Source organism: Actinophytocola sp. (assembly GCF_035762905.1).
Taxonomy (GTDB): domain Bacteria; phylum Actinomycetota; class Actinomycetes; order Mycobacteriales; family Pseudonocardiaceae; genus DASYTH01.
In genome coordinates, this window is record NZ_DASUCC010000097.1 from 96,597 (window position 1) to 115,063 (window position 18,467).

At 70.4% G+C, this 18,467-nt stretch carries 21 protein-coding genes; 16 read left to right on the forward strand and 5 right to left on the reverse strand.

The features are described from left to right. The first annotated feature begins 20 nt into the window (after positions 1 to 20). Together VFV67_RS20715 and VFV67_RS20720 are read left to right on the forward strand one after the other, a co-directional pair. Positions 21 to 2,603 (forward strand): transglycosylase domain-containing protein, encoded by a 2,583-nt coding sequence (locus VFV67_RS20715; protein WP_326472233.1) that lies wholly within the window; start codon positions 21 to 23, stop codon positions 2,601 to 2,603. 164 nt (positions 2,604 to 2,767) lie between these two features. Continuing rightward, entirely contained in the window at positions 2,768 to 4,312 is a 1,545-nt protein-coding gene (locus tag VFV67_RS20720) for a glycosyltransferase family 87 protein (RefSeq protein ID WP_414636317.1), read from the forward strand. Between the two features lie 21 nt (positions 4,313 to 4,333). Here VFV67_RS20720 and VFV67_RS20725 read toward each other — a convergent pair whose 3' ends face one another. Next, on the reverse strand, positions 4,334 to 5,680 hold the full coding sequence (locus VFV67_RS20725; RefSeq protein WP_326472234.1) for a glycosyltransferase family 87 protein: 1,347 nt from the start codon (positions 5,678 to 5,680) through the stop codon (positions 4,334 to 4,336). Positions 5,681 to 5,811: 131 nt separating this feature from the next. Beyond that, positions 5,812 to 6,585, reverse strand: a complete 774-nt coding sequence (locus VFV67_RS20730; RefSeq protein WP_326472235.1) for a deoxyribonuclease IV — start codon at positions 6,583 to 6,585, stop codon at positions 5,812 to 5,814. Positions 6,586 to 6,754: 169 nt separating this feature from the next. Here VFV67_RS20730 and VFV67_RS20735 point away from each other — a divergent pair, with 169 nt between their 5' ends. From VFV67_RS20735 to VFV67_RS20785, 11 genes are all read left to right on the forward strand, one after another. Beyond that, complete coding sequence (locus VFV67_RS20735) at positions 6,755 to 7,708, forward strand: hypothetical protein (protein ID WP_326472236.1); 954 nt, start codon at positions 6,755 to 6,757, stop codon at positions 7,706 to 7,708. Positions 7,709 to 7,789: 81 nt separating this feature from the next. Beyond that, positions 7,790 to 8,086, forward strand: a complete 297-nt coding sequence (rpsF, locus tag VFV67_RS20740; RefSeq protein ID WP_326472237.1) for a 30S ribosomal protein S6 — start codon at positions 7,790 to 7,792, stop codon at positions 8,084 to 8,086. 16 nt (positions 8,087 to 8,102) lie between these two features. After that, complete coding sequence (locus VFV67_RS20745; protein WP_326472238.1) at positions 8,103 to 8,594, forward strand: single-stranded DNA-binding protein; 492 nt, start codon at positions 8,103 to 8,105, stop codon at positions 8,592 to 8,594. 40 nt (positions 8,595 to 8,634) lie between these two features. After that, the gene (gene rpsR, locus VFV67_RS20750; protein WP_325160327.1) at positions 8,635 to 8,874 is read left to right on the forward strand and encodes a 30S ribosomal protein S18; all 240 of its coding nucleotides are present in this window, start codon (positions 8,635 to 8,637) and stop codon (positions 8,872 to 8,874) included. A gap of 17 nt (positions 8,875 to 8,891) precedes the next feature. Continuing rightward, positions 8,892 to 9,341 (forward strand): 50S ribosomal protein L9, encoded by a 450-nt coding sequence (rplI, locus tag VFV67_RS20755; RefSeq protein WP_326472239.1) that lies wholly within the window; start codon positions 8,892 to 8,894, stop codon positions 9,339 to 9,341. Between the two features lie 497 nt (positions 9,342 to 9,838). Continuing rightward, positions 9,839 to 11,209: a replicative DNA helicase gene (dnaB, locus tag VFV67_RS20760; protein ID WP_326472240.1), complete on the forward strand. Its 1,371-nt coding sequence runs from the start codon at positions 9,839 to 9,841 to the stop codon at positions 11,207 to 11,209. A 106-nt stretch (positions 11,210 to 11,315) separates the two neighbouring features. Then, positions 11,316 to 11,843 (forward strand): YlcI/YnfO family protein, encoded by a 528-nt coding sequence (locus VFV67_RS20765; RefSeq protein ID WP_326472241.1) that lies wholly within the window; start codon positions 11,316 to 11,318, stop codon positions 11,841 to 11,843. 76 nt (positions 11,844 to 11,919) lie between these two features. After that, entirely contained in the window at positions 11,920 to 12,765 is an 846-nt protein-coding gene (locus VFV67_RS20770; protein WP_326472242.1) for a DUF4097 family beta strand repeat-containing protein, read from the forward strand. A 29-nt stretch (positions 12,766 to 12,794) separates the two neighbouring features. Continuing rightward, a complete protein-coding gene (locus VFV67_RS20775; protein ID WP_326472243.1) occupies positions 12,795 to 13,754 on the forward strand; it encodes an ATP-binding cassette domain-containing protein in 960 nt (319 codons plus the stop codon). Then, positions 13,751 to 14,575 carry an ABC transporter permease gene (locus tag VFV67_RS20780; RefSeq protein WP_326472244.1) on the forward strand — a complete coding sequence of 275 codons (825 nt, stop codon included), beginning with the start codon at positions 13,751 to 13,753 and terminating at the stop codon, positions 14,573 to 14,575. Before VFV67_RS20775 ends, VFV67_RS20780 begins: the two co-directional genes overlap by 4 nt. Before the next feature lie 23 nt (positions 14,576 to 14,598). Further along, complete coding sequence (locus VFV67_RS20785) at positions 14,599 to 15,822, forward strand: cytochrome P450 (protein ID WP_326472245.1); 1,224 nt, start codon at positions 14,599 to 14,601, stop codon at positions 15,820 to 15,822. Positions 15,823 to 15,873: 51 nt separating this feature from the next. Here the strand turns inward: VFV67_RS20785 and VFV67_RS20790 are convergent, their stop codons facing one another. Both VFV67_RS20790 and VFV67_RS20795 read right to left on the reverse strand, forming a co-directional pair. Then, positions 15,874 to 16,485 carry a hypothetical protein gene (locus VFV67_RS20790; protein ID WP_326472246.1) on the reverse strand — a complete coding sequence of 204 codons (612 nt, stop codon included), beginning with the start codon at positions 16,483 to 16,485 and terminating at the stop codon, positions 15,874 to 15,876. A 1-nt stretch (position 16,486) separates the two neighbouring features. Further along, complete coding sequence (locus tag VFV67_RS20795; RefSeq protein ID WP_326472247.1) at positions 16,487 to 16,726, reverse strand: hypothetical protein; 240 nt, start codon at positions 16,724 to 16,726, stop codon at positions 16,487 to 16,489. 225 nt (positions 16,727 to 16,951) lie between these two features. On the opposite strand from VFV67_RS20795, the gene VFV67_RS20800 reads away from it, so the two are divergent. Then, positions 16,952 to 17,161 (forward strand): DUF2007 domain-containing protein, encoded by a 210-nt coding sequence (locus VFV67_RS20800; RefSeq protein ID WP_326472248.1) that lies wholly within the window; start codon positions 16,952 to 16,954, stop codon positions 17,159 to 17,161. Positions 17,162 to 17,204: 43 nt separating this feature from the next. Beyond that, a complete protein-coding gene (locus VFV67_RS20805; protein ID WP_326472249.1) occupies positions 17,205 to 17,543 on the forward strand; it encodes a metalloregulator ArsR/SmtB family transcription factor in 339 nt (112 codons plus the stop codon). Here the strand turns inward: VFV67_RS20805 and VFV67_RS20810 are convergent, their stop codons facing one another. After that, positions 17,544 to 17,990: a MarR family winged helix-turn-helix transcriptional regulator gene (locus VFV67_RS20810; protein ID WP_326472250.1), complete on the reverse strand. Its 447-nt coding sequence runs from the start codon at positions 17,988 to 17,990 to the stop codon at positions 17,544 to 17,546. Positions 17,991 to 18,039: 49 nt separating this feature from the next. Between VFV67_RS20810 and VFV67_RS20815 the strand changes: the two genes are divergently transcribed. Further along, complete coding sequence (locus tag VFV67_RS20815) at positions 18,040 to 18,426, forward strand: MarR family winged helix-turn-helix transcriptional regulator (RefSeq protein WP_326472251.1); 387 nt, start codon at positions 18,040 to 18,042, stop codon at positions 18,424 to 18,426. Positions 18,427 to 18,467 lie beyond the last annotated feature (41 nt).

Sequence of the window (18,467 nt, forward strand, 5' to 3'; positions counted from 1 at the left end):
CCGGTCTGGGAGGCCTTTTCGTGAACGACCACCGCGACAGGCGGCATCGCTCGAGCGAGCCCGCATGGCCGACAGGTTCGGACCCCGACGCCCAACCGCAGGAGCGCACCGGGTACTACAGCCCGAGTTGGGACGACGAGCCACCGGCCCACCGCCCGGCCCGTCCGGCTGCCCGGACCGGCAACGCCGGCAACGCCGGCAACCCCGGCGCCGCCCAGCAGCCCGGCCAGCGGCCCCGGCAGCAGCCGCCGCACCCGTCGGCCCAGCCGACCAGGGCGCTGCGCCGTCCCCGGCCCGGTGGGCCGTCGGCGCCACCCGGGCCGAACGCCGCCAACGGGCCGACCGTGGTCATCCCGAGGGACAACTCCCGGGACGAGACCGAGGTCATGGTGCCGGCGCCGCCCCGGCGGGCGCCGCAACGCGAGCCCGACCTGATCACCCACAGCGACGACGAGCCGCTCGAGGGTGACGAGGAGCTCACCGAGGACGAGCGCAAGGCCCGACGCAAGAAGATCTGGCGCCGGGTCCGCCGCACCACCTACGTGCTGCTCGCGCTGGCGGTGATCGGTCCGGTGCTGGCGTTCTTCATCGCCTACCAGCTGGTCACCGTGCCGTCTCCGGACGACGTCCGGGAACAGCAGAGCCGGGTGGTCACGCTCACCTACGCCGACGACTCGGAGCTGGCCAGGATCGTCCCGAAGGACGGCGAGCGGACCAACGTCAAGTACGAGGACCTGCAGAAGGCGCCCCAGGTGCTCAACGCGGTGTTCGCGGCCGAGGACGCCACGTTCATGTCCAACTCCGGCTTCGACATCTCCGGTGTGATGCGGGCCGCGTGGAACCAGGCCACCGGCGGTGAGGGCGGCGGCTCCACGATCACCCAGCAGTACATCAAGAAGGCCACCGGCAACGCCGACCCGACGCTGACCCGCAAGGCGCTCGAGGTGGTCAAGGCGTACAAGATGAACCGGACGTTCTCCAAAGAGGAGATCATCACCGCCTACCTGAACACGGTGTACTTCGGGCGCAACGCCTACGGCATCGCCGCCGCGTCCAAGGCGTACTTCGCCAAGCCGGACCTCGCGACCCTCACCCCGTCCGAGTCCGCCCTGCTGGCCGGCATGATCCAGAGCCCGAGCCGGTACAAGGACGGCGAGTACATGCAGCGGCGCTGGAACTACGTGATGGACCAGCTGGTGGCCAACAACTGGCTGCCGGCGTCCGAGCGCGCCGGCGCCCAGTTCCCCGAGCCGGTGCCGTTCGAGCAGACCAAGGCCAAGGCGCTGACCGACAACCGCGGTCTGATCCAGCGGCAGGTCTACAAGGAGCTCGAGGAGAAGATGGGGCTGACCGAGGAGGACATCCAGGAGAGCGGCTACAAGATCGTCACCACGATCGACCCGAAGGCCCAGGAGCTGGCCCAGAAGGCGATCGACGACGTGATGAAGGGTCAGCCGGAGAACCTCCGGCCGGCCCTGGTCGCCATCGACCCCAAGACCGGCCAGGTCAAGGCGTACTGGGGTGGCGCGGACGGGATCGGCACCGACTGGGCGTCCGTCAAGCAGGAGCCCGGCTCGTCGTTCAAGCCGTTCGACCTGGTGGCTCTGCTCAAGACCGGGAAGGGCCTCGGCGAGGTCTACGACGGCAGCTCACCGCGCACCTTCAAGGGTGGTCTCACGGTCCGCAACTCGGAGAACGCGCAGTGCAAGGAATGCCCGGTCGCCGAGGCGATGAAGCGCTCGATCAACACGGTGTTCTACGACATCGCCGTCACGCTGGGCACGGACAAGGTCGCCGAAGCCGCCCACCAGGCCGGCATCATGTCCGACCTCGGCCACGACAACGGCGGCAAGCCGACCACCGGTATCGCCATCGGCGGTGACAAGACCCAGGTCAGCACGCTGGAGATGGCCTCGGCGTACGCCACGTTCGCGGCGCGGGGCACGCACCGGACCCCGCACATCGTGTCGAAGGTGCTCAACCCGGACGGCTCGCTGGTATGGGACGTGCAGGCCGAGGAGAAGCCCGCGTTCGACCCGGCCAACCTCCGGAACAACGAGAAGATCGCGCGCAACGTCACCGAGTCACTGCTGCCGATCCCGAAGTTCTCGAAGATCGAGTGTGCCGACGGGCGGGAGTGCGCCGGCAAGACCGGCACCCACCAGCTCGGCGAGACCTCGGACAACGCGAAGGCCTGGATGGTCGGCTACACGCCGCAGCTGTCCACCGCGGTGTCGTTCAGCGGCACCAAGGGCGAGGCGATCAAGGCCGCCGGCAACCGGATCGTCTACGGGTCCGGCCTGCCGGGTCAGACGTGGAAGCGGTTCATGGACAGCTACCACAAGACCTTCAAGCTGCCCAAGGAAGGCTTCGGCAAGTACGACCCGATCGGCAAGGAAGCCTCGGCCAACCCGTCCAGCACGGCCAAGCCGCCGCCAAGCGACGGGCGGGGTAACGGCAACGGCAACGGCGGGGGCAACAACGGCGGCAACAACGGCGGGGGCAACTCCGAACCGACCAGGCCGACCCGCCCGACCCGGCCCCCCATCACCGTGCCGACCGAGCTCCCGGATCCACCAGGGCCCGGTGACGGGGGCGGCTGATTCGGCTACGCCCCGTGGGCCCGTACCATCGCCGCGTGCCAGGCGAATCGGGGGTCCAGCGGGACGGTAACGACAGCAGGGACGACACCGGGTCCGGCGCCACTGGCTCCGGGCCCGGTGGCCCGGACGGCCCCTGGCAGGGCACCAGATCCGACACCGACACGCTGACCGTGGCCGACCGGGTGGTGCCGACCTGGACCGAGCCGCTGGCCACCGGCGCCAGCGCGCCGATCGGCGGGCCGCTCGGCCGGCACGCGGTGGTCGGCCGGCACTGGTTCTGGACCCCGTTGCGGGTCTGCCTGCTGCTCGCCGTGGCCACCCTGGCGCTCGGCTGGTTCAGCAAGGCCGCCTGCGCCCAGCAGTTCTTCAACGAGGACAACAAGACGCTGGAGCTGGACTGGCGGGCCAACCGGCCGTTCACCGCGCTGTGCTACTCCGACATCATCCCGCTGTACTCGGCGGAACGGCTCAACCAGGGCGGCTTCCCGTACCGGACCAAGTGGGTGGACGACGAGGGCAAGCCCACCGCGCACGACCGGTACATGGAGTACCCGGTGCTCACCGGGCTGTTCCAGTGGTTCAACGCCAAGCTCGCGCACGGCTGGGTCGCGCTGTCCACCTCGCCGTGGATCCCCAACGGCCTGCCGGTGGTGGTGTACTTCGACATCTCCGCGTTCTGGCTGGCGCTGGCCTGGCTGGTCACCGTCTGGGCGGTGCTGCGCACGCATCGGCGCAGACCCTGGGACGCGGTCCTGGTGGCGATCTCGCCGCTGGTCGCGGTGCACGCCTTCACCAACTTCGACACGCTGGCCACCGCCTGCGCCGCGGCCGGGCTGCTGGCCTGGGCCCGCAACCGCCCGGTGCTCGCCGGGATCCTGCTCGGCATCGGCGGGGCGGCCAAGCTGTACCCGCTGTTCCTGCTCGGCCCGTTGCTGGTGCTCTGCGTGCGGTCCGGCCGGATGGCCGCCTGGCGGTCCAGCGCACTGTCCGCCGTGCTCACCTGGATCGTGGTGAACTTCCCGATCTGGTACGCCTATCCGGACGGCTGGGGGGAGTTCTTCCGGCGCAATGCCTTGCGCGGCGCCGATCCCGACTCGCTCTACAACGTGGTGATGCAGTGGACCGGGTGGGCCGGGTTCGACGGGCCGCTCGGCTTCCAGCAGACCCCGTCGGTGCTCAACGCGGTGAGCGCGGTGCTGTTCCTGGTCTGCTGCGCCGCAGTCGCCTTCGTCGCCCTGCACGCGCCGACCCGGCCGCGGGTGACCCAGCTGTGTTTCCTTGTGGTGGCGGCGTTCCTGCTGACCAACAAGGTGTGGAGCCCGCAGTACTCGCTGTGGCTGGTGCCGCTTGCGGTGCTGGCCGTGCCCCGGTGGAAGCTGCTGCTCACCTGGATGGTGGTCGACGCGCTGGTCTGGGTGCCCCGGATGATGTTCTACCTCGGGGTGGATCCGAGCAACGCCAAGAAGGGACTGCCGGTCGACTGGTTCCTTGGCACCGTCGTGCTCCGGGACCTGGTCGTGCTCGGGCTGTGCGCGGTCGTGCTCTACGAGATCTACCGGCCGGAACGGGATCTGGTCCGGCAGACCGGCGAGGACGACCCGGCCGGCGGGGTGCTGGACGGCGCACCCGATCGTTTCACGTTGAACACGGCCAAACTGCGTGGGCGGGTCGTACCGGCCGGCCGGCCGGCGGACGAGCTTCGGACCTGACCCACCGGCCGCACCGGTGGGTCAGGAGGATCCGGCGCGGACCGGTTCCGGCGGTGGCACCGCGGGCGCATCGTCCTTGTCGAAGGTGAGCCGGGCGGCCAGGAACGCGGCGAACAGCCCGACCAGCAGCGCCGCCCGGCCCCAGACGCCGATCATCACCGCCTGCGCGGCGAACCCGTCGTTGATCCCGGTGGCGCCGCTCGACATGATCTCGAAGTACCACCGGAAGATCCCGATGCCCATCGCCAGGTCCGCGATGAGGTAGGCGACGATCCAGCCCCAGCGGATCCGCAGCAGCACGAACATCGGCACCAGCCACAGCGTGTACTGCGGCGAGTGCACCTTGTGCAGCAACAGGAATCCGCACAGCATCGCGGCCGAGACCGCCACCCACGGGTAGGTGCCCTCGCGCTTGTAGCGCAGCCAGCCCAGCGCGCAGGCCAGCGCGAACGCGGCCAGCATCGTGATCATGGACACCAGGCTGATCCAGTCCTGGACGTCGGCGTTCTCCGGGTTGGAGCTGGGCCGCAGCCCCCAGTACCAGATCGAGTTGGTGGTGATGTCGGCCTTGCGCTGCCACTGGAACAGGAACGACGCCTTCCAGCCCTCGAACCCGGCGAGGACGAACGGCACGTTGATCAGGATCGCGGTGCCGAGCGCGGCGCCGGCCACGGTGAACGCGCCGGCGAAGTTCCACCGCTTGTCCCGGGGCAGCTCGGTGCCGCGCTCGCCGCCGGTGAGCACGTAGAGCATCAGCGGCAGCACGAAGATCGCCGGGTAGAGCTTGAACGCGAAGCCGACCCCGAGCAGCACCGCGGCCACCGTGGCCCGCTCGATCAACGGCCGGTCCACGCCGCGTTGGCCCCAGCCGCGGTAGAGCACATACACGGCGGCCACCGCGCAGGCCACCACCGGTAGTTCCCAGTTGTGGAAGGCATAGAGGATCAGCGGCGGGGCGAGCGCCCAGATCAGCGCCCGCCAGCGGGACAGCCGGCCGAGCAGCCACGCGGCGAACAGGCCGAACGGCGCGAGCAGGATCGCCGAGGCGAGCAGGAACTGCGCGTCGTTGGTGGCGAACCGGGCGGAGAACCACATCAGCAACCCGGTGAGCACCGGGTACTCCACGGTTCCGCCGTACAGGGTGCCGTCGTCCCTCATCCCGCCGTGCACGTACGGGAAGACGTACCGGTCGATGTCCCGGCCGATCCACAGGTACTGGATGTCGGAGTAGCAGACCTCCTCTTTGTTCCGGCGCTCGAAGTCCACGTCGGACTGGCTGCGGCCGAGTTCGTTGAACTCCGGCCCGGTGCACCGGTCCTTGTTGGCGAACCCGAGGATCATCGTGACGCCGCAGAGCAATACGATCACGGCGAGTGCACTGCGGCCGAGTTGAACCGTCGGGCCCGGCCGGCCTGCTTCGGGCGCCGTGCCCACCTCATCGGGCACCGCGCTGTCCACCTTTCTGTATGTCGGCAGCGCCGCATCGGCCGGCACGGCCATCACCGCCCCAGGGCCGCACGCAGGAACGCGATGTCGTCGGCCTGACCTTCGGCCGGAGTCTCCACCACGACCGGGGCGCCGGCCGCCTTGACCACGCCGACCAGTTGCTCCGGATCGATCGTGCCGGTGGCGATGTTGGCATGCCGGTCCCGGGCGGAGCCGAACTCGTCGCGCGAGCTGTTCAGGTGGACCAGGTCGATCCGGCCGGTGATGGCCTTGACCCGGTCGACGATCCCGTCCAGGTCCTCACCCGCGGCGAAGGCGTGGCAGGTGTCCAGGCAGAACCCGGCGCCGAACTCGGCCACCTCGTCCCACAGCCGGGCGAGCATGTCGAAGCCGCGGGCCATGGCGTTGTCCCCGCCCGCGGTGTTCTCGATCAGAATCGGCACCGGGAAGCCGCCGGCCTCACCGCTTTGCCGTTCGAAGAACTTGCGCCAGTTGGCCAGGCCGTCGGCCGGGTCCTCGCCCCTGGTCACGTGCCCCCCGTGCACGATCAGACCGGCCGCGCCGATGCCCGCCGCCTGCTCGGCGTGCTGGGTCACGGTCTTGCGGGACGGGATCCGGATCCGGTTGTTGGTCGAGGCGATGTTGACCGGATAAGGGGAGTGCACGAACACCCGCAGCCCGGCGTCGGCCAGCGCGCCGGCCTGGGGGTGCGGCTTGGGTGCCTTCCAGCTCTGCGGGTCGCCCAGGAAGAACTGCACGACCTCGGCCTTCCGCTCGAGGGCGCCGCCGAGCACATCCTCGGCGTGGATATGGGCGCCTATGCTCATGGGCACCGAGCCTAGTAGGTCCGGAATCGGTTCTGCCCCGCGTCCGGGTTTGACCGGGTTTGAATCGTTCGTTCCCCGGACATTCCCTGGCGTGCGTGACCGGCGCGGGTTACCGTCGTTACCTAGGTGTACCTACTGGCCAGTATCCTCGGCGCGGAGGGATGGACGAATGGCACGGCGCTTGGCGGCGGCACTGGTGCTGATCTTCACCGCTGCGCTGACCGGCCTGCTGTCCGCGAGCACCACCGCCGCGGCCGCACCGGCCCCGATCGTGATCGGCAGTTGCGCCACCACCGTCCAGGGCGTCCCCGGCCAGCCCGTCTCGCTGAGCGCGAGCGCGGTGGCCGGCGTGATCGTCGATGCGGTGCGCGCGGTTCCCGTCCTCGGCCCGCCGCTGGCCGCGACCGCCGCGACCGCGGTGAACGCGCTGCCCCCGATCCCGATCGGCGTGCTGCCCACCGGCTCCGGCGTGATCAGCGGTGCGACCATCGCCAACGCCGTGGTCGCCGAGTTACGCAAGCTGCCGCTGCTCGGTCCGGTGATCGAGCAGGTGGCCCGCACCGTCCAGGGCACCCTGACCAGCCTGTGCTCGGTCGGGGTCACCGGCGTCAACACCGCCGCCGCCCCGGTGCAGGAGGGCGCCAAGTCCGTTGCCGACGCCTCCCAGCAGACCACCGGTGGACTGCTGCCCGGCCTGCCGCTGCCCGGCGGCACCCCGCCGGGCCCGGGCACCGGCGGTGGCCAGGAGACCCCGCCGCCGGCCGGGGCCGACCAGCCGGTGGTCGGTGGCGTGCCGCCCGGCGGCGTCAACCTGAGCCGGTCGCTGTGGGGCGCGCGCTCGCCGATGGCCGACTACAGCTCGATCCCGTTCGCCACGGCCGGCCTGTTCGCGCCCGCACCGGGCGTGCGCTACGGCGGCTCGGTGCCCGGCTACGCGCCGCAGTTCGGCATCCTCGGCGCCGGTGACCAGGACGGCGTGCAGGTGGCCGGGAACGCCGAGGCGCTGCGCCCGGTCGGCGGCACCCGGATCGCGCTGCCGGTGCTGCTGGCCGTGTTCGCCCTCTCCGGCGTGACCGCGGCCCTGGTGCGCACCTGGGTGCTGCGCCGCGCCGTCGCCGGCTGAGCTAGACTCTGCGGCTGACGAAGATCCCTCCTGCCACGGAGAGTCCGTGGCCGCCGAGTCCACAGGAGGTGAGTGGTCTTCATGCGTCATTACGAGGTCATGGTCATCCTCGATCCCACTCTCGACGAACGCACCGTCGCACCGTCGCTGGACACGTTCCTCAACGTGATCCGCACGTCCGGCGGGAACGTGGAGAAGGTCGACGTCTGGGGCAAGCGCCGGTTGTCCTTCGAGATCAACAAGCACACCGAGGGCATCTACGCGGTGCTGGACGTCAACGCCGATCCGGACGCGGTGAAGGAACTGGACCGTCAGCTGTCGCTTCAGGAGTCGGTGCTGCGGACTAAGGTCCTGCGGCGGGACCCCGCCGGAGCCTGAACCAAGGAGGCACGCGATGGCTGGTGACACTACGGTGACCGTGATCGGCAACCTGACCGCCGATCCAGAGCTGCGGTTCACACCGTCCGGAGCGGCGGTGGCGAGCTTCACCGTCGCGTCCACCCCGCGCACCTTCGACCGCCAGAGTGGCGAGTGGAAGGATGGCGAAGCCCTGTTCCTGCGCTGCAACATCTGGCGGCAGGCCGCGGAGAACGTGGCCGAGTCGCTCACCCGCGGCGCCAGGGTCATCGTGAACGGCCGGCTCAAGCAGCGCTCCTTCGAGACCCGCGAGGGCGAGAAGCGCACCGTCGTCGAACTCGACGTCGACGAGATCGGCCCGTCCCTGCGGTACGCCACCGCCAAGGTCAACAAGGTCAGCCGCGGCAGCGGCAGCGGCGGGTACGGCGCCGGCTCCGGTGCCGGCGGCCAGTCAACGCCGCAGGACGACCCGTGGGGCTCCGCGCCACCGGCCGGCACCGGCGGGTACGCCGAAGAGCCGCCGTTCTGACCTGCACACACGCTTCGTTTGACAACACAGGAGTTCAACCGTGGCCAAGCCACCCATTCGTAAACCAAAGAAGAAGATCTGCGTGTTCTGCAAGGGCAAGGACGCGCAGCTGATCGACTACAAGGACACCACGCTGCTGCGGAAGTACATCTCCGACCGCGGCAAGATCCGGGCCCGCCGGGTCACCGGCAACTGCAGCCAGCACCAGCGCGACGTCGCGGTCGCGGTGAAGAACGCCCGCGAGATGGCGCTGCTGCCCTACACCTCGACCGCCCGCTGAGCCAGGGAGCGCACACCGTGAAGCTCATCCTCACCACCGACGTGAGCGGCCTCGGCGGTCCCGGCGACCTGGTGGAGGTCAAGGACGGCTACGGCCGCAACTACCTGTTGCCCCGCGGGCTGGCCATCCCGGCCAGCAAGGGCGCGGCCAAGCAGGTGCAGACCATCCGGCGTGCCCAGGAAACCCGCCGGGTGCGCGACCTCGACCACGCCAAGGAGATCAAGGGCGTGCTCGAGGACCTGAACGTGACGCTGAAGGCCAAGGCCGCACCGGGCTCCGGCAAGCTGTTCGGCTCGGTGACCACCGCCGACGTGGTGTCGGCGATCCGCACCGCAGGCGGCCCGCTGCTGGACAAGCGCACGGTCGAGCTGCCCGGGCACATCAAGGCCGTTGGCGCCCACCAGATCACCGTCCGGCTGCACCCGGACGTGACGGCGGCGTTCAAGCTCACCGTGTCGGGTACCTGACCCGTTCCGCACAACCGACGAGACCGCCCGGCCGGCGAACTACGGCCGGGCGGTCTTTCGTGTCCGGGTTCCGATGTGGACTGTTGATAACCGTCGCGACCGGAGTTGCGCGACACGCCGAAGAATCAATTTTCGCGACACGCCGCAAAGATTTCCGGGCAAGTTGTCCACAACCTGTGCACATAGTCTGAACTGGGGATTCTCGGGTAATAGTGGATGATGTCCACAAGTTGTCCCCAGGTTCGCGGCGGGCTGTGGTCAGTTGTGGCCGACCATCCCCAGGCTGTCCCCAGCGGCGTCCCCAAGCCGGTTTGCACCACGTCCTTCTGCGGCCCTAAATTCCCTCGCGCGGCGGGTGCCACCCCGACTGGCACCCGCCGTCAGGCGCCGGTTCGCCGGCATTCTCGACACGCCGGTGGGGCTCGGTCCTTGGCCCGTCCGTGGTGATCCGCGTATCGTAGTTTCGAACACCCGTGCGAGGCGAGGGAAGGGGTGTCATGGCGCTGACCGACGAGCGGACGCCGCCGGGCGCCGCGCCCCCGGCCCTCGACCGCCAGCCGCCCCAGGACCTGGCCGCCGAGCAGAGCGTGCTCGGCGGGATGCTGCTGTCCAAGGACGCCATCGCCGACGTGGTGGAGGTGCTCCGCTCCGCGGACTTCTACCGGCCGGCGCACCAGCTCATCTACGACTGCGTGCTGGACCTCTACGGCCGCGGCGAGCCCGCCGACGCGGTGATGGTCGCCGCCGAGCTGGAGCGGCGCGGGGAGACCCGCCGGGCCGGCGGCGCCCCGTACCTGCACACCCTGATCGCCACCGTGCCCACCGCGGCCAACGCCGGCTACTACGCCGAGATCGTCGCCGAGAAGGCCATCCTGCGCCGCCTGGTCGAGGCCGGCACCCGGATCGTCCAGCTCGGCTACGCCGGTGCCGACGGCGCGGACGTCAACGAGGTGGTCGACCGCGCCCAGTCGTCGATCTACGAGGTCACCGAACGCCGCCTCAGCGAGGACTACGTCGCGCTCGAGGAACTCCTCCAGCCCACCATGGACGAGATCGACGCCATCGCCTCCCGCGGCGGCGCCTCGCTCGGCGTCCCCACCGGCTTCGTCGACCTCGACGAGGTCACCAACGGCCTGCACGCCGGCCAGATGGTGATCATCGCGGCCCGACCCGGAATCGGGAAGTCGACGTTAGGACTTGATCTTGCTCGGTCCTGCTCGGTGAAGCACGGGCAGACCAGCGTGATCTTCTCGCTGGAGATGAGCCGGACCGAGATCGTGATGCGGATGCTGTCGGCGGAGGCGCGGATCCGGTTGCAGGACATGCGCGGCGGGCGGATGAGCGACGACGACTGGACCCGGCTGGCCCGGCGGATGAGCGAGATCAGCGAGGCGCCGCTGTTCATCGACGACTCGCCGAACATGACGATGATGGAGATCCGGGCCAAGGCGCGGCGGCTCAAGCAGCGGCACGACCTGAAGCTGATCGTCGTGGACTACATGCAGCTGATGACCTCCGGCAAGCGGGTCGAGTCGCGCCAGCAGGAGGTGTCCGAGTTCTCCCGGCAGCTCAAGCTGCTTGCCAAGGAGCTCGAGGTGCCGGTGGTGGCGATCAGCCAGCTGAACCGCGGTCCGGAGCAGCGCACCGACAAGCGCCCGATGCTCGCCGACCTCCGGGAAAGTGGCTCCCTGGAACAGGATGCCGACATGGTCATCCTGATCCACCGCCCGGACGCCTGGGAGCGCGACGACCCGCGCGCCGGCGAGGCCGACCTGATCCTGGCCAAGCACCGCGCCGGACCCACGGCCACCGTCACCGTCGCCCACCAGCTGCACTACAGCCGGTTCGCCGACCTCGCCCAGGGCTGACCCGACCAGCACTTTCACCGACTAGGGTGCCAGCTGGTGCCACGGTCGATGCCGTCCTGAGCCAGCGTGACTTGTGGTGGTGCCAAGCGTGTGCCATAGTGGTGCCATGGACTTGACCACGTATGTGAGCAACCTCGGGCGTGAGTTCGCCACGCTTGCCGAAGCCGGTGGGGACGAGGCGCGTGCGTTGGTCGAGCGCCTGACCGGATCGCTCGAGTCGGCGATCCGGATGACGCTGCTGGACGCGCTGTCGGCCGCCGCCGACGAGATCACCAGGGACCTGGCGCCGGGATCGGTGGAGCTGCGCCTGCGTGGCCGCGACCCGGACTTCGTCGTGACCTCGCCGGCCGTCGAGCCGCTCGGGCTCGTGGCCGAGGACGCGGCGACGGCGGGCGATGCCGCGCCGGAGGGCGGTCCGCTGTTCGCCGAGGACGGCCCCGCCGCGCGGATCAACGTGCGGCTGCCCGAGCAGCTCAAGGCCGCGGTCGAGGAGGCCGCGACCAGGGAGGGGCGCTCGGTCAACGCCTGGCTGGTCCGGGCGGCGGCCGCCGCCCTGCAGCGGTCCGATCAGGGTCCCGAGCCGCGCGGCAGCGGCAAGCGGACCAAGCAGCGCTTCACCGGCTGGGTGCGCTAACCGCACCGCACCGCTTTCCACCCACACGTCCCCGACCTGCGGGGACGGTTCACCTACCCAAGATGCGGGGACAACCATGCCAAGATACGAGACACCCGAACCGATCTCCGTCACCGTCGAACTCGGGGTCGGCCAGCTGCGGATCACCGCGAGCGACCGGACCGACACCCTCGTCGAGGTCCGCCCGAGCGACGAAACCGACGAGTCCGACGTGCAGGCGGCCGCCGCGGTCCGGGTCGACTACACCAACGGCCTGCTCCGGGTCATCGGACCGAAGGCGCGCGCTTTCGACTTCTCCCGCAAGACCAGGTCGGTCGACGTGACCATCGAGCTGCCCAGCGGTTCCCCGGTGTCGGCCGAGCTGCAGCTGGGCAACGTCGGCTGCGTGGGCCGGCTGGGCGAGTGCCGGTTCAAGACCTCCGCCGGGAGCGTCCAGCTCGAGCGGACCGGCCCGCTCCGGCTGAGCTCGGGCGCAGGCGACCTCACGGTGGACGGCGTCGCGGGCAACGTCGAGCTGTCCACCGGCACCGGGAAGGTCCGGGTCGGTGCGATCGACGGCTCCGCGGTGGTCAAGAGCTCCAACGGCGACATCACGATCGACGCGGTCAGCGGGGACGCGCGGGTGCGTACGTCCAACGGCGAGATCTCGATCGACCGGGCCGGTGCCGGCGTCGAGGCCAAGACGGCCAACGGCGCCATTCGCCTCGGCGAGGTGGCCCGCGGTTCGGTCACGCTCGAAACCGGCGCGGGCAACCTCGAGATCGGCATCGCCGAGGGCACCGCGGCCTGGCTCGAGGTGAACACCGGGTTCGGGCACGTGCGCAACCTGCTGGACACCGCCAGCCGGCCCGGAGCGTCCGACGAGACCGTCGAGGTGCGCGGGCACACCGCCTTCGGCGACATCACGATCCGCCGGCCCTGATCCACCTCGGCCTCGAAGAAGGGAAAACCATGTCCAGCAAGCAATCCCGACCGGCGATCGCGGCCACCGGGTTACGCAAGTCGTTCGGCGACCAGGTCGTGCTCGACGGCCTCGATCTCGACGTGCGGCGGGGAACGGTGTTCGCCCTGCTCGGCGCGAACGGCGCCGGAAAGACCACCACGGTCAAGATTCTGTCCACTTTGATCAGTGCCGACGCCGGTGCGGCCCAGGTCGCCGGGCACGACCTCGCCGGCGAACCCGACGCGGTCCGCGCCGCGATCGGGGTCACCGGTCAGTTCTCCGCGGTGGACAACCTGATCACCGGCGAGGAGAACCTGCTGCTGATGGCGGACCTGCACCACCTCGGCCGGGGCGAACGGCGGCGGCGCGCCGCCCAACTCCTGGACCGGTTCGACCTGACCGACGCGGCCCGCAAGCCGGCATCGACCTACTCCGGAGGCATGCGGCGGCGGCTCGATCTGGCGATGACCCTGGTCGGCAACCCGCAGGTGATCTTCCTCGACGAGCCGACCACCGGACTGGACCCGCGTAGCCGCCGAAACATGTGGCAGATCATCCGGGACCTGGTGGCCGACGGCGTCACCATCTTCCTGACCACGCAGTACCTGGAGGAGGCCGACGAGTTGGCCGACCGGATCGCGGTCCTCGACCACGGCCGGTTGGTCGCCGAGGGAACCGCGGACGAGCTCAAGCGCCGCATCCCCGGTGGCCACGTTCGCCTGCGGTTCGCCGACCCGCAGGGCCTCGACGCGGCGATGAGCGTGCTGGGTCAGGTCTCGCGCGACGACGACGCGCTCGCCCTGCGGGTGCCGAGCGACGGCAGCCTGCGTGCGCTGAAGACCCTGATCGGCCGGCTCGACGACTGGGCCATCGAGGTCGACGAGTTGTCCGTGCACACCCCCGATCTCGACGACGTCTTCCTCGCCCTGACCGCCAATCCCACCGACGAGAAGGTGACCACGCCATGAGCACCCACGTCCTGCCCGGCCCGGCCCCCGTCGGCCTCCGGTTCCACCCGCTGCGCGACTCGGCGACGATGCTGCGCCGCAACCTCAGGCACATGCTGCGGTACCCGTCGATGACCGTGACGCTCGTCGGGATGCCGATCGTCTTCCTGCTGCTGTTCGTCTACGTGTTCGGCGGCACGTTGGGCGCCGGGCTCGGCGGCGGGTCCGGCGGGCGCGCCGAGTACGCCAACTACGTGGTGCCCGCGATCATCCTGATGACCGTGACGGCGACCGTGCAGGGAACCGCGATCTCGGTCGCCATGGACATGACCGAAGGCGTCATCGCCCGGTTCCGCACCATGCACATCGCCCGCGTCTCGGTGCTGACCGGGCACGTCCTCGGCAGCGTGATCCAGGCGATGATCAGCCTGGCGATCGTGGTCGGCGTCGCGCTGCTGATCGGCGTCCGGCCCACCGCCGGGCTGGGCGCCTGGCTGGCCACGGCCGGTTTCCTGATGGTGGTGGCGTTCGCGCTGGTCTGGCTCGCCGTGGCACTCGGCCAGGTGAGCAAGAGCGTCGAGACCGCGAGCAACCTGCCCATGCCGCTGGTGCTGCTGCCCTTCCTGAGCAGTGGGTTCGTCCCCAGCGAGTCCCTGCCGGCCGGACTACGCTGGTTCGCCGAGCACCAGCCCTTCACGCCGATCATCGAGACCCTGCGCGGCCTGCTGATGAACACGCCGCTCGGGAACGACGCATGGCTGGCGCTCGGCTGGTGCGCCGTGATCGCGCTCGGGGGGTACCTCTGGTCCAAGAAGCTGTTCAACCGCGAATTCTCTCGCTGACCGGCGTCCGAAAGGAGTTCACGATGGCACCCGAATCGACAACCACTCCGAGTCCTGGCGTGGCCGGGCTACCCCTGGCGCGTCCCGCGGGCTGCCCGTTCGACCCGCCTGCCGAGCTGGCCCGGATCCGTGAGCGGCACCCGCTGGTTCGAATGACCTATCCCGACGGCCATGAGGGGTGGCTGGTCACCGGCCACGCCCTCGCCCGCGCGGCGCTGGCCGACCAACGGGTCAGCTCGCGGTACGAACTGACGCACTACCCGATGCCGGGTCTGGAGGGCATCGAACTGCCGCCCGCGCCGGTCGGCGACCTGACCGGAATCGATCCGCCGGGACACACCCGGTACCGGAAGCTGCTCAACGCCAGGTTCACCAATCGCCGGATGCGCCTGCTGACCGAGCGCGTCCAGCAGGTCACCGCGGAGTACCTGGACGCGATGGACCGGAACGGCCCGGAGGTGGACCTGGTCGCGGTCTACGCGCACCCCATCCCGGCGGTGATGATCTGCGAGTTGCTCGGCGTGCCCTATGCCGACCGCGAGTCCTTTCAGGGCTATACGGCGACGACCGCCAGCGTGGACGCCGCCCCGGAGGAGCGGGGCGCCGCGCACGAGGCGCTCCAGGAGTACGTGCGGCAACTGGTGCTGGCCAAACGCGCCGCGCCGACCGACGACCTGCTCAGCGACCTGACCAGCAGCGACCTCACCGACGAGGAGCTGACCGGACTCGGCAGCATCCTGCTGGCCGCCGGTCTGATCACCACCGCCAACATGCTCGCGCTCGGCGCCTTCGCGCTGCTGCGCAATCCCGCGCAGCTCGCCGCCCTGCGGGCCGACCCGGCCATCGCCGACCGGGTCGTCGAGGAGCTGATGCGTTACCTGAGCATCGCCCACACCGTGGTGCGGGCGGCGCTTGCGGACATCGAGCTGGACGGACACCTGATCAAGGCGGGCGAGACGCTCACCATCTCCCTGCACGCCGCCAACCGCGACCCGGAGCGGTTCGCCGATCCCGACACGCTCGACCTGAACCGGGACCCCACCGGGCACATGGCCTTCGGTCACGGCATTCACCAGTGCCTCGGCCAGCAACTGGCCCGGGTCGAGATGCGCGTCGGCTTTCCGGCGTTATTCACCCGGTTCCCGACGCTGCGGCTGGCCGTCCCACCCGAGGACGTGCCGCTGTACCCGACCCACCAGGGCATCTACGGGGTGCACCGGCTCCCGGTCACCTGGGACCAGGGGTAGACAGGCCGGTGCGGCGGCACGCTCCGGGGCGAGTGTGCCGCCGGGGCGCGGTCAGCCGGCTTCGTCGACGATGAACGTGTAGTCCACCCGGCCCGAGGACAGGCCGGCCGCGTTGGTGCTGAACACGGACATCGTGCGCCAGCCCGGCTCGGTCGGGGTCACGGTGACCGTCGCGGTGCCGTCCGGGCCGGCCGGCATGGTCACCCACTCGCCGTAGTCGACCTGGTAGGTGTAGGACACCGTGCCGGCGAGCACCGGCTGGAAGGTGAACTCGATCGGCACGCCCACCGGCCCGCTCTCCGGGGACTGCCAGACCACGGGAGCCTGCGGGTCGACGTAGAAGAAGAACCGGTTCTCGGTCGAGCGCAGGCCGCCGGCCGAGATGCTCCACACCACCAGCCAGTTGAACCCGGGGTCGACCTCGTCGACGGTGATGGCCGCGGTGCCGTCCGGGTTTGGCCGGGACGGTCTGCTCCGGCCCGTCGTTGAGTTGGTAGCCGTAGCTGACGGCGCCGGCCGGCCTCGGCGTGAAGTCGAACCGCTTGGCTCACCGAGAACGCCCTCCTGGCCGGTCGGCGAGGTGACCGTGGGGGTGTCGTCCCGCACCCAGAACCGGTAGGTGCGGGGCTCGGAGGAGTTGCCCGCCCGGTCGACGCTGCGCACCTCAAGGGTCCTCGGTCCCCTGGCCGCGCGGCGCGAACTCGACGGTGGCCGATCCGCCGGGCCGGTCCGCCGCCACGAAGGTGCTGGCGAAGAACTCGCCGTAGCGGAAGCCGACGACGTCCGCGGAACCGTTGGCGTCGAAGGTGAACCGGCCGGGCAGGCCCGGGGCGCCGACGCCGGGATACGGGTTGTTCTCCGGGTAGTCGGTGGAGCCGACCGTCGGCACGCCCGGTCGGGTCATGTCCACGGTGAACTGGCAGGGTTCGCTCCAGACCGAGAGACGTCCGTGGCATCCGCGCGGCCACCGCCGCGACGGCGCGGCGCGGCGCGGTAACACGGGTGGCATGCTCGAACCTTCCTTCGTCAAGGGGAGCGAAGAGTATCCACATGGGACAGAGCGGCGCGGTGGCGGGTGCGGGCACAATCGGTACCAGCGACCGGCGGCCCTGAGGGCGGAGGGGATTCGATGATCGAGCTGTTGCGGACCAATGACCCGGTGTTGCTCTCGTTCGCCGATTCGGTGCTGAGCGACGCCGGTATCGAGCACGGCGTGGCGGACGCGCACATGAGCGTGATCGACGGTTCGATCGGCGCGCTGCCGCGGCGGATCATGGTGGCCGACGACCGCCTGGACGAGGCCCGGGCCCTGCTCACCGACGCAGGCGTGCAGCTATGAATCACCATTGACTTATATAAGTTTGGGCTGAGAAAGTGGACGGGTGCACGCGTTCGACGTTCTCGGCGATCCGGTGCGGCGGCGGATTCTGGAGCTGTTGGCCGAGGGGGAGCAGACGTCGGGCGCGGTGACCGCGGTGATCCAGGCCGAGTTCGGGATCTCGCAGCCGGCCGTGTCGCAGCACCTGCGGGTGTTGCGGGAGAACGGGTTCACCGTGGTCCGCGCCGAGGGGACCCGCCGGCTGTACGCGGTCGACTCCGCGCCCCTGCGGGAGGTGGACAGGTGGCTGGAGCAGTTCCGCCGGTTCTGGAGCCAGCATCTCGACGCCCTGGCCACCGAGTTGGCCCGGGGCAAACGCGAGCGGCGGGCCAAGGGCGGCTGATCACTCCGCGCTGAGCTCGGCGAACGCGTCCACGAACCGGGTGAGCAGCCGGGCGAAGGTGTCCACCTGGCCGGGTGACCAGCCGGCCATCGCCTCGGCGAACATCGCCCGGCGCAACCGGTGCACCCGCTCGGCGTGCGCGGCGCCGGCCGCGGTCAGCTCCAGCCGGGCGCGCCGGCCGTCGGCCTGATCGGCGGTCCTGGCCACCAGTCCGGCCTCGACCGCCCCGGTGACCAGCCGGCTCGCCCGGGGCTGGTCCACGTCGAGCGCGGCGGCCACGCCGGAGACGGTCGCCGCACCGCCGCCCTGCTCGACCGCGTCGACCACGGCGGTCAGCGTGGGATCGACCCGGTCGCCGGCCCGCGCGCTCACCCGGGCCAGCGTGCGGCGCTGCTGCAGCCGCCGGATCCGCACCATCGCCCGCTCGACCGCGACCACACCGTCCATACATGCTATCTTACATTTAGTTGTCTTTTAACATGCACATGGAGGTCCGGTGCACCGTCCGATCGGCTACTGGCTCAAGGAGATCGACCGGCGGATCGAGGCGGACTTCGCCCGGCTGCTGGCCGCCGAGCGGCTCACCCGCCGGCACTGGCAGGTGCTCAACACGCTCGCCAGCGGCGAGTCCGACATCGAAGCCGCACTCGCGCCGTTCCGGTCCGCCGCCGAGCCGACCATGGCGCCGGTGCTCGCCGACCTCGCCGCCCGCGGCTGGGTGGACGGGACCACGCTCACCGCCGACGGGCGCCGGGCGCACGCCGACCTTGCCGAGCGGGTCCAGGCCAGCCGGCTGCGGCTCACCGAAGGCATCAGCGCCGAGGAGTACGCCACCGTGCTCGCCGTGCTGGAACGCATGGCCGGCAACCTCGGCCGGGCCTGACGGCGGGCCCAAGGGCACCCCACCCGGGCCCGCCGACCGGG